The organism is Acetatifactor sp., assembly GCF_982438285.1.
Genome location: NZ_CEWDFQ010000054.1, coordinates 1 through 12671, shown reverse-complemented (window position 1 = coordinate 12671; position 12671 = coordinate 1). Strand labels below are relative to the sequence as shown.

The 12671-nt window shown below is 47.7% G+C and carries 8 protein-coding genes, 1 tRNA gene and 4 pseudogenes; 6 read left to right on the top strand and 7 right to left on the bottom strand.

Going from position 1 to position 12671, the window contains the following annotated elements; genetic code table 11:
• Positions 1-99: 99 nt before the first annotated feature.
• Positions 100-810 (bottom strand): HAD family hydrolase, encoded by a 711-nt coding sequence (locus AC1WIP_RS04385; RefSeq protein WP_481140671.1) that lies wholly within the window; start codon positions 808-810, stop codon positions 100-102.
• 213 nt (positions 811-1023) lie between these two features.
• Between AC1WIP_RS04385 and AC1WIP_RS04380 the strand changes: the two genes are divergently transcribed.
• Positions 1024-1536 (top strand): TetR/AcrR family transcriptional regulator, encoded by a 513-nt coding sequence (locus AC1WIP_RS04380; protein ID WP_481140670.1) that lies wholly within the window; start codon positions 1024-1026, stop codon positions 1534-1536.
• 96 nt (positions 1537-1632) lie between these two features.
• Here the strand turns inward: AC1WIP_RS04380 and AC1WIP_RS04375 are convergent.
• The 3 genes and pseudogenes from AC1WIP_RS04375 to AC1WIP_RS04365 form a co-directional block, all read right to left on the bottom strand.
• Positions 1633-2006: pseudogene (locus AC1WIP_RS04375) on the bottom strand (TnpV protein).
• 405 nt (positions 2007-2411) lie between these two features.
• Positions 2412-2483 (bottom strand) — tRNA-Gly (locus AC1WIP_RS04370).
• A gap of 57 nt (positions 2484-2540) precedes the next feature.
• Positions 2541-3597 (bottom strand): annotated as a pseudogene (locus AC1WIP_RS04365) (acyltransferase family protein).
• A gap of 155 nt (positions 3598-3752) precedes the next feature.
• Here AC1WIP_RS04365 and AC1WIP_RS04360 point away from each other — a divergent pair.
• The 5 genes and pseudogenes from AC1WIP_RS04360 (at position 3753) to AC1WIP_RS04340 (ending at position 9969) form a co-directional block, all read left to right on the top strand.
• Positions 3753-5513 carry an ABC transporter ATP-binding protein gene (locus AC1WIP_RS04360; RefSeq protein ID WP_481140669.1) on the top strand — a complete coding sequence of 587 codons (1761 nt, stop codon included), beginning with the start codon at positions 3753-3755 and terminating at the stop codon, positions 5511-5513.
• A 72-nt stretch (positions 5514-5585) separates the two neighbouring features.
• Positions 5586-7181: an MBL fold metallo-hydrolase RNA specificity domain-containing protein gene (locus tag AC1WIP_RS04355; RefSeq protein ID WP_481140668.1), complete on the top strand. Its 1596-nt coding sequence runs from the start codon at positions 5586-5588 to the stop codon at positions 7179-7181.
• A 6-nt stretch (positions 7182-7187) separates the two neighbouring features.
• Positions 7188-7682: a dihydrofolate reductase gene (locus tag AC1WIP_RS04350; protein WP_481140667.1), complete on the top strand. Its 495-nt coding sequence runs from the start codon at positions 7188-7190 to the stop codon at positions 7680-7682.
• A gap of 74 nt (positions 7683-7756) precedes the next feature.
• Positions 7757-8794, top strand: a pseudogene (locus tag AC1WIP_RS04345) (branched-chain amino acid aminotransferase); the annotation flags it as partial.
• A gap of 5 nt (positions 8795-8799) precedes the next feature.
• The gene (locus AC1WIP_RS04340) at positions 8800-9969 is read left to right on the top strand and encodes an exonuclease SbcCD subunit D (RefSeq protein WP_481140666.1); all 1170 of its coding nucleotides are present in this window, start codon (positions 8800-8802) and stop codon (positions 9967-9969) included.
• On the opposite strand, the gene AC1WIP_RS04335 is transcribed toward AC1WIP_RS04340, so the two are convergent.
• The 3 genes and pseudogenes from AC1WIP_RS04335 to AC1WIP_RS04325 all read right to left on the bottom strand — a co-directional run.
• Positions 9947-10183 carry a helix-turn-helix domain-containing protein gene (locus tag AC1WIP_RS04335; RefSeq protein WP_481140672.1) on the bottom strand — a complete coding sequence of 79 codons (237 nt, stop codon included), beginning with the start codon at positions 10181-10183 and terminating at the stop codon, positions 9947-9949. The two genes, AC1WIP_RS04340 and AC1WIP_RS04335, sit on opposite strands and share 23 nt — an antisense overlap.
• A gap of 375 nt (positions 10184-10558) precedes the next feature.
• A pseudogene (locus AC1WIP_RS04330) lies at positions 10559-10939 on the bottom strand (response regulator); the annotation flags it as partial.
• A partial coding sequence (locus tag AC1WIP_RS04325; RefSeq protein ID WP_481140665.1) for a cache domain-containing sensor histidine kinase occupies positions 10933-12671 on the bottom strand: 1739 nt, incomplete at its 5' end. The gene AC1WIP_RS04325 and the pseudogene AC1WIP_RS04330, both read right to left, overlap by 7 nt.

Sequence of the window (12671 nt, the reverse complement as noted above, 5' to 3'; positions counted from 1 at the left end):
AAATGCAGATCAATTTCTTTTTCTTGCCTTTCCTTATTGGTTTTTTGTCTGCATCGGGCTTGTGCATATCTGTTTGTTCATTCATGTTTATATCTCCTTCTATTTAAGGTTTTCGATGTAATTTAATAACTGCTCGAAGCTGCCCCTTGGATATTGGTTGATGTCCTCATGTTCTTTGTTCATCAGGCAATCGGTCAGAAGAAATACATTCATTCCTACCGTCCGTGCTGTCATATCCTCGGTCACATCATTGCCTACCATAAGACATTCTTTCGGCTGTAAATTCATCTTGCACAGGATTTCATTGTAGTATTCCGGGTTAGGTTTACAGTACCGTGAGTTTTCATAAGTAGTGATATATTCAAAATCTGAAACATCAAACCCTGCCCATTGGATACGGCTTTCAACAGCACTTTGTGGAAAGATAGGGTTTGTTGCAAGAACTGCTCTCAGCCCCATCTGTTTTATTTTTCTTACTGTTTCTGCTGCTTTGGGATCAAAACCGCAAAAGCCTCTTGCACCCTGAAACTCATTCTCATAAAACTCATTAAAAAGCGCTTTATCTGGGAACGCTTCATCACCGTATATCTCCGCAAACTTTCGCCAGAAGGATTCTTCATTGCTTGCGTCTCCGGCATTCTTTACCATAGCGGCAGTCCCATTCCATACCGCGTCTACAAGCTTCTTTTTTTCATATCCACAGGCAGACATTTTTTCTGCAAGAAGTTCAAAATATCCCCTTGTAAATTCCTCCTGATCCATCGGGAGCAGTGTTCCGTCTAAATCAAGCAGTACGGTTGTAATACTCATTTTTTGATCTCGACTCTCCTTATGCGTTTTCTTGTCGCTTCTTGACTTGCATTAAACCACTCGATATAATAAAGCCATAAGGATACGACAGACTGCAAATGATACGATAGTATCCGGTGTTATTATACAGATTCCCAGTGATTTTTCAATAGGTTGCCTCCTATTTGAGGCTAACTGGCAGTAAAAGTATCATTTTTTTGTTAGGGGGACAATATGGCAAGAGGAAATAAAACAACAGAATTCTTAAAAGAGTGTTTATCGGATGCTCTGATCCGATTAATGCGTGAAAAGGATTTTGAAAAAATATCCATAAAAGAAATAGCGGATACAGCAGGAGTAGGCCGTGCCACTTGGTTTCGTAATTATACAAGCAAAAACGAAGCGCTTACTTTTAAGTTCGTACAGGTATGGAATCGGTGGGCAGATGAACACGCTATCGCTGTTCGCAACAGATTTGATCTTGCTAATGCCAAGAACTTTTTTCAATTTAATTATGAGATTAAGCATATTCTACAGGTTGTGTATGCTTCGAATATGCAGTCTGCGATTTATGACGCTTTCTATCAAGTAATGATGCCGCAGTACGGCGCAAACGCAAAGGAGTGCTATCAAGCACGCTTTTATTCATATGGACTATTCGGCCTGCTGGACGAATGGATTAAGCGTGGCTTCAAGGAATCAGTAGAAGAAATGGTGATAATTTTCTATCAGACTATTAAAAACTAATGTTTATGAAGAAGTAATTTGCAAAGACAAATAAGATACGAATCTGGAACTCGATAACGCAGGACAGCGACAGTGAAGACCTGTCTCTGTCCTTTCTTAATTGAAAATCAAATTGGTGTTTATAATCTCAACCGCCCTATTTCGGATATTATTCATCCGACCAACCCATTCCATTTGGTTTTCCACTTTGAGCCGTTTGCTTAAACCCTCACGCTTTGTCATCTGTTTTATGAAATGGGAAAACATATCTTCCGCCTGCTGATCAACATCTGCAGGTAACTGTTCAGCTTGCCGCTTGTGAGAAGATTAGTGTATGTAATCCTACGGTATTCTTTCAAATACCGTAAATGCCGCTGCCCCCAAATGCCGATAGACTTGTTTTCTTCGGCTGGTAGCGAAAGGTTAGGCAAGTAGTAATCTCCTTGCAGTGTATAATTACCACCCATCTGTTCAAATATTGTTTTTTCCATAAACTGAATCCTCCGTCCTTTTGATTTTGAATTTCTTAATTGGCGCTTTAACGAATTTGACAATGAATTTGCCAACTGCATCCGTGTATTTTCCGGCAGCGATCAGTTTGTTTCGCAAGCCGTTCAAACTGTTGATTACAATGCTGTACTCGTGATTATCAATCGCTAAATAATATTTCTTTTCTCACATATGCCAAGCCTCCTTTGTGCTTACATTGTAGCAGGAAATTATCAAGAGGACGAATGTGCGATTTTATTTTCGGCATAGAGAAAGACAGCGTAAAAGCATTTCTGCCTTCTACGCTGTCTTTTCGCCTTTGCAACGCTCATAAAGTTATATTTTGATGTGTTTTCAAATTACTTCCCTATGTGGCGTTGGCTTTTGAGACATCCGTTGTTTTTTAGAGCGCGAGACGGGAATCGAACCCGCGACCCCCTCCTTGGCAAGGAGGTGCTCCACCGCTGAGCCACTCGCGCATATCAATATGCTTTTCCTGCGAACAAACAACAGTATACTATACGAAAATAAAGTTGTCAACAGGAAAGAAAAATCTTTTTTAAGAAGCCGGTCAGGCGTTTTTCCACCAAAAGCCAGGATACAAAAGAGCACAGAAGGCATATGAGCACAGTCGCAACAGCTCCCGCCAAAGCGTAAGGGCTGCAGACGGAAAAGTCAAACACCATGCGGTCCAGAAACATCACCGGATAATAATGTATCAAATAGATGGAGTAGCTCATATCGCCCAGCTTTACGCTCCAGGCCGGCATTTTCCACTTAAGCCCAAACACAAAGAAGCAAAGCACCAGCATAAGGCCTGGGATACCCCAGAGGAAAACTCTTCGGAATCCCAGGATATTAATGTTTTCCTTGGTAAAGAGGAGAACATAGAAAAGAAGCAGCGCGGCCAGGGCGCAAAGGGGGGCAAGAAAGCCGGGAAGGCGTCCGCGGCTGTGGAGACGGTATATGCCTCTGGCCGCATAATAGCAGAGAATCCCCAGGAGAAATTCCAGCATGATAGGATTTCCGTAAAAGGAAAGGGGGGGCAAAGGAAACGGGGAGCAGATAGTTGAAAGCGACAACGGCGCCAAGGAGCCCGCAGCAGATCAGTCCCCGGAATTTATGGCTTATATGAAAGGAAATAAAAAACAAAAGGTAGAAAAACATTTCGCAGTTTACGGTCCAGCCGATGCGCATCAGGGGCTGGAGGATGCCGCCTCCGATGTCAAAGGGGATGAACAGAAGGCTTTTTATGAGAAATACAGGCTGAGGCGTAGTCTGCTCAAACATGCCGGGGAACAGCACAAGGACTGTCCAGGTAAAAAGGGTCATGATATAGTAAAGGGGAAGGATGCGGATCAGTCTTTTTCTGAAAAAAAAACGGGTGTCCTTATGGGTGGTAAGCATAATCATAAAGCCGCTGATGCAGAAAAAAATATCCACGCCGAAGGCTCCGCAGTTTAAAAAACGGATGTGCTCCAGAATGACAAACAAGGCTGCGATTCCCCGCAGCGTCTGAATGCTCTGGTAACGATCTTCATGGAAATCGGCATTCTCTAAAGCTGCTGCCGTGGTTTTAAAGACTGTGGACATAATGGCGCTCCTTCCCGAACTTTCATCCGATATTTATCTTATCACGTTTTAGGCCTTTTGAAAACCGATGGGGCAAATTTAGCTTGCGCATCCATTCATATCATACTAAAATGATAGCAAGTACAATCTGTAAGGGAAAGGCATAACAAAGACAAATGGATACAAAGCAGTATACCACAGGGGAGCTTTTCGGGCGTTTCCTCCCCTACTTTAAAAAGTATAAAAAGACGCTGTTTCTGGACTTATTCTGCGCTGCGCTCACAACCGTATGTGAGCTGGTGCTTCCGCTGATCATGAGATATATCACCAACGAGGGCATCAGGGATTTATCCGCTCTTTCGGTAAAGACCATCGGCGGACTGGGGCTTTTGTATCTGGCCCTGAGAGTTATGGACTGTATTGCCAGCTATTATATGGCGGACATGGGTCATGTGATGGGCGCAAAGATTGAGACGGATATGCGTAGGGACGCCTACAGCCATCTGCAGAAGCTGTCCAATACCTACTATAACAATACCAAGGTCGGCCAGATCATGGGACGGATCACCAACGATCTGTTTGATGTGACGGAGTTTGCCCATCATTGTCCTGAGGAGTTTTTCATTGCGGCCATAAAGACGGTGATTTCTTTTGTGATTCTGGCACGGATTCATCTGCCCCTGACATTGATTATTTTTCTCTGCGTGCCTATTATGGCCGGGGTGTGTACGGCTTTGAATCTGCGTGTGAGAGGAGCCTTCCGCAAGCAGAGGAACCAGATCGGAGAGCTGAACGCCCGGATTGAGGATAGTCTTTTGGGACATAAGGTGGTAAAGGCATTTACCAATGAGGAGATGGAAAACAGCAAATTTGAGGAGGATAACGGCCGTTTTCTTGACATCAAAAAGCTGACTTACCGTTATATGGCGGCTTTTCAGACCACGGTGAAGATGTTTGACGGTATTATGTATCTGCTGGTGCTGGTGGCGGGGGGCTTTTTCATGATCAAAGGAGCCATAGCTCCGGGAGATCTGGTGGCCTATATGCTGTATGTGAGCACCCTTATTGCCACCATCCGAAGGATTATCGAGTTTGCGGAGCAGTTTCAGCGGGGAGTGACGGGCATTGAACGCTTCCTGCAGATTATGGATGCGGATATTGAGATTTTTGATGAACCGGATGCGGTGGAGCTTGTGGATCCCCGGGGAGATATCGCCTTTGAGGATGTGAGCTTTGAATACCCGGATGATCACAATAGAGTGTTCTCCCATTTGAATCTTCAGGTGAAGGCCGGAGAGAAGGTAGCCATTGTGGGGCCCTCCGGCGGAGGCAAGACCACCCTGTGCAATCTGATTCCCAGATTTTATGATGTGTCCGGGGGAAGGATTACGCTGGATGGGGAGGATGTAAAGCATTTTACTTTAAAGAGCCTGCGAAGGAGCATCGGCATTGTGCAGCAGGACGTGTATCTGTTTTCCGGTACTGTCTATGAAAATATCGCTTACGGAAGGCCGGGGGCGGACAGAGCGGAGGTGGAGGAGGCCGCCAGGCGCGCAGGCGCCCATGATTTTATCATGGAGCTGAAAAACGGATATGATACCTATGTGGGAGAGCGGGGAGTAAAGCTTTCCGGCGGTCAAAAGCAGCGGATCAGTATTGCAAGAGTGTTTTTGAAGAATCCTCCCATCATTATTCTGGATGAGGCCACCTCGGCCCTTGACAATGAGAGTGAATTTGCGGTGGCCCAGTCTCTTTCCAGACTTTCGGAGGGCAGAACCACCCTGACCATTGCACACAGGCTTTCCAGCATCCGCAATTCGGACAGGATTCTTGTGCTGACGGAGGAGGGGATCGTGGAGGAAGGAAGCCACGACGAGCTGATGGAGAAAAAGGGAATGTATTATCATTTCTATGAGACGGCAAATGCGCTGAAGTAGAAATGATGTGTAACATAGAATCAGAAATGCTGTATAAGCTGTATCATAATAAAAAAGAAATGGGGCAAAGGAATGAAACTGGTATTTATTGGAGCGGCACATGAGGTTACGGGAAGCTGTCACTATCTTGAGGCAGGAGGAAAGCACATTTTGGTGGATTACGGAATGGAGCAGGGGGTGAATGTTTTTGAAAATGCACCCCTGCCGGTGGAGGAGGCCAGAATCGATTATGTGTTTTTGACTCACGCCCATGTAGATCATTCGGGGCTGCTTCCTCTCTTGTATGCCAAGGGGTTCAGAGGACAGGTATTTACTACGGATGCCACGGCGGATTTGTGCAGCATCATGCTGCGGGACTGTGCGCATATTCAAATGATGGAGGCGGAGTGGAAGAACAGGAAGGCAAAGAGAAGCTCCAGCGTGGAGGGGCAGGAGCCGCTCTTTAATATGGAGGATGCGGAAGGCATTATACGACGCATCGTGCCCTGTAATTACAATGAAATGATTCAGGTGTGTGAGGGCGTACAAATCCGCTTTACGGACATCGGCCATCTGCTTGGCTCCGCCAGCATAGAGGTGTGGCTTACGGAGGAGGGCAGAACGAAAAAGATTGTTTTTTCCGGAGATATCGGCAATAAGAACCAGCCTCTGATCCGGGATCCGGCTCCCACTGAGGAAGCGGACTATGTGGTGATGGAATCCACCTACGGAGACAGGCTGCATCCTAAGGACAGGCTGGATTATGTAAAGGAGCTTGCGGCTGTTTTGAAGGAAACCTTTGACAAGGGAGGCAATGTGGTCATTCCCTCCTTTGCGGTGGGAAGAACCCAGGAAATTTTGTATTTTCTGCGAAAGATCAAGGTGGGCCGTCTGGTGGAGGGACATGAGAATTTTCCTGTGTATGTGGATAGTCCCATGGCGGTGGAAGCCACGGGGATTTTCCAGGAAAACCGCAGAGAGTGCTTTGACGCGGAGGCTATGGAGCTGGTGAATGCGGGAATCAACCCCATTTCCTTTGCGGGGCTTAAGCTGTCCATAACCAGCGATGAGTCCAAGGAAATCAATTTTAATGAGACGCCCAAGGTGATCATTTCCGCCTCCGGCATGTGCGATGCGGGCCGTATCCGCCATCATTTAAAGCATAATCTCTGGAGACCGGAGTGCACCATATTGTTTGTGGGATATCAGTCTGTGGGAACCCTGGGCAGAAGCCTGGTGGAGGGGGCGGACGAGGTACGCCTTTTCGGAGAGCCCATTCAGGTGAGGGCGCAGATAAAGCAGCTTCGGGGCCTGAGCGGCCATGCGGATAAGGAGGGGCTGATCGAATGGCTGTCAGCCTTCAGGGAAAAGCCCAAAAAGGTATTTGTGGTGCACGGGGAGGACAGCGTATGCGTCTCCTTTGCGGAATGCCTTCGGGTGGAGCATGGTCAGAGGGCATATGCGCCTTACAGCGGGACGGTGTTCAATCTGCTGTCCAATGAGTTTGAGTACGAGGCACAGCCTATGATGCTCAAAAAGAAGGAAAAGCCTGCTTCCGGAGTGTATGCAAGGCTTCTTGCAGCGGCCCAGAGGCTTCTTGCCCTGGTGAAAAAAAGCGATGGACTGGCAAACAAGGACATGGCAAGGTTTGCGGATCAGATCAATTCCATCTGCGACAAGTGGGAGTAAAGGATTATGAATGTAATTGTTGCAGTTGACAACAACTGGGCGATCGGAAGCGGAAACAGGCTGTTAGTCAGCATTCCAAACGACCAGAGACAATTTCGGGAGGAGACTACGGGAAAGGTGGTGGTGCTTGGACGAAAGACCCTGGCGACCTTTCCCCAGGGAATGCCTCTGAAGAATCGTGTGAATATCATTTTGTCCAGGGACAAGGACTATCATGTGAAGGACGCCGTAGTGGTGCACAGTGTGGAGGCCCTTATGGAGGAGCTGAAGCAATATGCGGATCAGGACGTCTATGTGATCGGCGGCGAGAGTGTTTACAGACAGCTTCTGCCCTGCTGCAGCGTGGCCCATGTCACAAAGATAGATCATGAATACCAGGCGGACGCTTATTTTCCAAATCTGGATCAGGACCCGGACTGGGAGATCACGGCACAGAGCGAGGAGCAGACTTACTTCGACATTGCTTATCAGTTTGTAAGGTATGAGCGGAAAAAAGATTGACTTTTAGATGGAAAAGTATAATAATGAAAAACAAAAGAAAAACAGCTTAAAAACAGAGCACAACCCTAGGAAAGAAGGAATGGCCGATGGAAAAGAAAAACATTGATTGGAGCAATCTGGGATTTGGATATATAGAGACGGACAAACGCTATGTATCCAATTATAAAGACGGAGCATGGGATCAGGGTGTTCTGACGCAGGATGCCAATGTGGTGTTAAATGAGTGTGCAGGTGTACTGCAGTATGCGCAGACCATTTTTGAAGGCCTGAAGGCATATACCACAGAGGATGGGCATATTGTGACATTCCGCCCTGATTTAAACGGAGAGCGTATGGAGCATTCCGCAGCCAGACTGGAGATGCCCATATTCCCCAAGGAGCGGTTTGTAGACGCGGTGACGCAGGTAGTGGCGGCCAATGCAGCCTATGTGCCTCCCTATGGAAGCGGCGCCTCTTTGTATGTGCGCCCTTACATGTTCGGCAGTAATGCCGTGATTGGCGTTAAGCCTGCGGATGAATACCAGTTCAGGGTTTTCTGTACTCCGGTGGGCCCTTATTTCAAGGGAGGTGTTAAGCCCCTGACCATTTGTGTCAGTGATTTTGACCGTGCGGCGCCTCACGGAACGGGCCATATTAAGGCCGGCCTGAATTATGCCATGAGCCTGCACGCCATTGTGTCAGCACATAAGGCGGGCTACGATGAAAATATGTATCTGGATGCAGCCACCAGGACAAAGGTGGAGGAAACCGGAGGCGCCAATTTCCTGTTTGTGACAAAGGACGGCAGGGTTGTTACGCCTAAGTCGGACAGCATACTGCCCTCTATCACCCGCCGCTCCCTGGTATATGTGGCGGAAAAATATCTCGGCCTTCAGGTGGAGGAGAGAGAGGTGCTCTTTGAGGAGGTAAAGGATTTTGCGGAATGCGGCCTGTGCGGCACTGCGGCAGTGATCTCCCCTGTGGGAAAGATTGTGGATCACGGCAGGGAGATATGTCTTCCAAGCGGCATGAGCCAGATGGGGCCTGTGACGCAAAAGCTTTACGATACCTTAACCGGCATCCAGATGGGAAGAATCGAAGCTCCCGAGGGCTGGATTCATGTAATTGCGTAAGAAAAATGAAATTTCTGCATACTGCCGATCTTCACATCGGCAAAAGGATTTTTGAGCTTTCCCTGATGGAGGATCAGGCATATATTTTGAGGCAGATTGTGGACATCGCCCTTGAAGAACGGGTGGATGCCTTGCTGATAGCGGGAGATGTGTATGACCGCGCTGTACCTCCGGCAGAGGGAGTGACTTTGCTGGATGATTTTCTTACAAAGCTTCTTAAACAGCATATTCCAGTGATCATGATCACGGGAAACCATGATTCGCCCGAACGGGTGGCCTTTGCGGACCGGATTTTGGAAAAGCAGGGTCTGTATATTGCGGGAGATGTGGATAAAGAGCCGAAAACAGTGACGCTTACGGACGCGTTTGGAGAGGTGGACTTTGTCTGCCTCCCTTTTGTAAAACCGGCCCAGGCGGGGTGCGCTTCCAATGCCCAGGCGGTGGAAAAGCTTTTATCCTCTCTTCCTGTGGACAAAAAAAAGAGCCGCAGACGCGTTCTTGTGACCCATTATTTTGTGGTGGGAGAAATGGGGGAGAATCCGCTTCTTTCCCAGTCGGAAAGTGATGTAAACGTGGGAGGGCTGGACGCTGTGCCGGCGTCTTTGTTTCAGGATTTTGACTATGCGGCCCTGGGACATATCCACAAAGCCCAGAAGGTGGGAAGCGGCAATGTCTATTACAGCGGCTCTGCCTTGAAGTATTCCTTTGGCGAGGCTTTTGGAGAAAAATCTGTAAACATTGTGGAACTTGAAGAGAAGGGAAGGGTTTCCGTAAAAATGCGCGCCTTGAAGCCTCTCCATGAGATGCGGTGTATCCGGGGAGAGCTTGGAGAGCTGGTAAAGGCGGAAACGGTGCTTTCCCAGGGGGACGGGCTTGCGGATTATCTGCAGGTGACGCTCACCGACAGGGAGGAGCTGATAGATCCCATGGCGTCTCTTCGGAGCGTATATCCTAATGTGCTGCAGATACTGTTTCAAAAGAATTTGAAAAGGGAAGATGCTCCTTATGAAAGCCGCATAGAGACAGGAAAGAAAAGTACCCAGGAGCTGTTTTCAGATTTTTATGAAATGCTGAAAGGGGAGCCCCTGGATGAAAAACGAAAAGCCATTGTAGAAGAAGCTGCCAGGGCGGCCCAAAAAGCAGAGGGCGACCCTACTTGTGCTGCAGACTGCTGATGTAGGCGCTGGGGGTCATGCCGGTTTTTTTCTTAAATAGCTGCGAGAAGTAGTGGGGGTTGTTGCCGCACCCCACTTTTTCTGCTACCTGCTGAATCTGCCAGCCCTCTGCCAGGTACTGCTTGGCCTTACGGATGCGCACCTCTGCCAGATAGTCGGAAAATTTTCTTCCGGTTTCCTTCAAAAAACGCTTGCTCACATAATCCACATTCATGAACAGCTGATTTTCCGCGATTTCTTTTAAGGTGATATTGGAATCGGACAGGTGCTGTTCCACGTAAGAGAAAATCTGTTTCGTAAAATGTGTGCCGGACTGCTTTTTTTCCGGAGAGACGATCTTGTGAATCATGCCATACAGCCTCTCCAGAATCTGGGAATCGGAATACCCCTGATTGATGGTCATAAGAAGCTCCGTGAGCTCAAAGGGAGCCAGCTCCTCCTTGCGGAGCTTTGTCTCAAAAAGCAGACAGTCCGACAGCTGCTTTAAAAAATTCATGTCCTGTATTCCGCTTAAGAAGTGATTCAGCTGGGTAATATCGCTGCCGCTTTCCCGCAAAAGATCGTGGAGAAACCCGGCCACCTGTCTGCGCTTTCTCTCATAGCAGTCCTTAGAGACCTCCAGAATACTTTCGGTGATCTGCTTTTCGTTGCAAGGCTTTAAAATGTACTGCCTTACGCCGTATTTCATGGCCTCCTTTGCATATTCAAATTCCCCGTAGCCTGACAGAATGATAAACTGCGTATCCAGGTGGGACTTCGAAATATTTTTGATCAATTCCAGTCCGGTCATGCCGGGCATTTTTATGTCTGTAAGTACAATATCAGGGGATTCGTCAATAATCATGTCATAGGCTTCCAGACCGTTGGAGCACAGCCCGGAAAGCTCTATATCCAAAAGCTTCCAGTCAATCAGATTGGAAATGGTTTCCCGGATCACTCTTTCATCGTCTGCAATCATAAGTTTCAGCATGAGCTTACCTCCGTTTTATCCAAGTAGGGAATGGTGATCTGCGCCACCGCCAGATCGCCTTCATTATACAGGGTCAGACCGTAGGAGCCGCCGAACATCAGCTTGATCCGTTCGTCAATGTTGACCAGGCCGATACCAAAGCCTCTGGCAGACGCCTGATGATTTTTAAGCTTTAAAAGAAGATCCTCCTCAAAGGCCGAACCGTCGTTTTTTACAAAAATCTGCAGTATCTCCTGCTGCTTTTCAAGGCCGGCCGTCTCCGTCAGGCTGACGTTGACTTCAATGTGACAGACCTCTGTGTTTTCCTCCAGACCATAGTGGACGGCGTTTTCCACCAGGGGCTGGATCATGAATTTGGGCAGCAGTGCAGAGCACAGGGAAGGATCGCAGCAGGATATATAGTCTAAATGCTCTTCAAAGCGGTACTTTTGAATGGTGACATAGGCATCTGTAATTTCCAGCTCCTTTTTCAGAGTCCAGCCGCCGTTGTCCTTGGAAAGAGAGGCTCTCAGCAGATTTCCCAGAGATTCCACCATGCTTGATATATCCTGGTTTCCCGCAGACTTTGCCCGCCAGTTGATGGATTCTAAGGTGTTGTAGAGAAAATGAGGCTGAATCTGTTTTTCCAGGGCTTTGAGCTGGGCGTCCTTTTTCCAGAGCTCATTCACATAGTTATCTAAGATCAGGTTGTGTATCCTCTCCGCCATGTGGTCAAACTGTCTGTTGAGCAGGCCAAATTCATCTCTGCGGTCTGCATAAACGGGGTCTGTCTGGGGAAGGGAGATTTGCTCCGCATTGTATGCCTGCATTTTTTTCAGCAAAAGATTGGTGTGCCTGTCGATGGAGGAGATGGTGTAATGGGAGAACACCACTGCGATCAGGCAGGTGAAAAAAAGCACCACCATGCTGACGAACCACGAGATATTGGCGGAATAGGTGATGGAGTCATAGGACAGATAGCAGGTGTAGGTCAAGTTATGGCCGGGAATCAGGGTGCTGTATACAAAGTATTTGTGCCCGTCAACTGTCAAAATTTCATAGGAATCGCCGGAGGTATTGTCAAGCTTTTGGAAAATCCTGTCTGCAGCGTCGTCTGTGTGATAAATGATCTGGCCGTCGCTTGCAATAAAATATCGTGTGTCAGGGAAAGCGCCCTCCTGCTGGTTTAGGGAAGAAATCATTTCGTCTAAGTCCACGGAGACGATCAGAGTCCCAAGGGAACTGAAGTAGGGACTTTGGGCGTTCCTGATCTGCCTGGTCAGATAAAAGCCGTTTGTCTGGGCGTATTGAAAGAGCCATACGGGGCGGCCTTCTCCCTCATCGGCCATGGCAAGCAGCTGCTCTTCTATTTCCTGTGGTGTGCGTTTGTCGCTCAAATAGTTTGAATAGATGGTATTTCTGGAGTGGGAGAGGGTGATGTAGTCCACATAGGAGGATTTGTATTGTTCATAAAAATCCGAAACCGTTTGGGAAAGGGCTTGGTGGGCGATGGTCTGCTCTCTTGGGTTTTCGCTGTCGTTGGCAGTCACAAGGTTTCTTTGTATAACGGAATCTGCCAAAAGGCTGCCGGTCATATCCTCAATCCTGTCTAAAGTCTGGGAGATGATGGAGGAGGAGTAGGCCAGATTGTTTGCGACGGTTTCCTGAAGCAGGCGCAGATAGGCTTTTGACAAAAAAAGGCTGCCGATCAGTCCTGACAGGGAAAGCAGGAAAATGCAGATGCCTACAACAC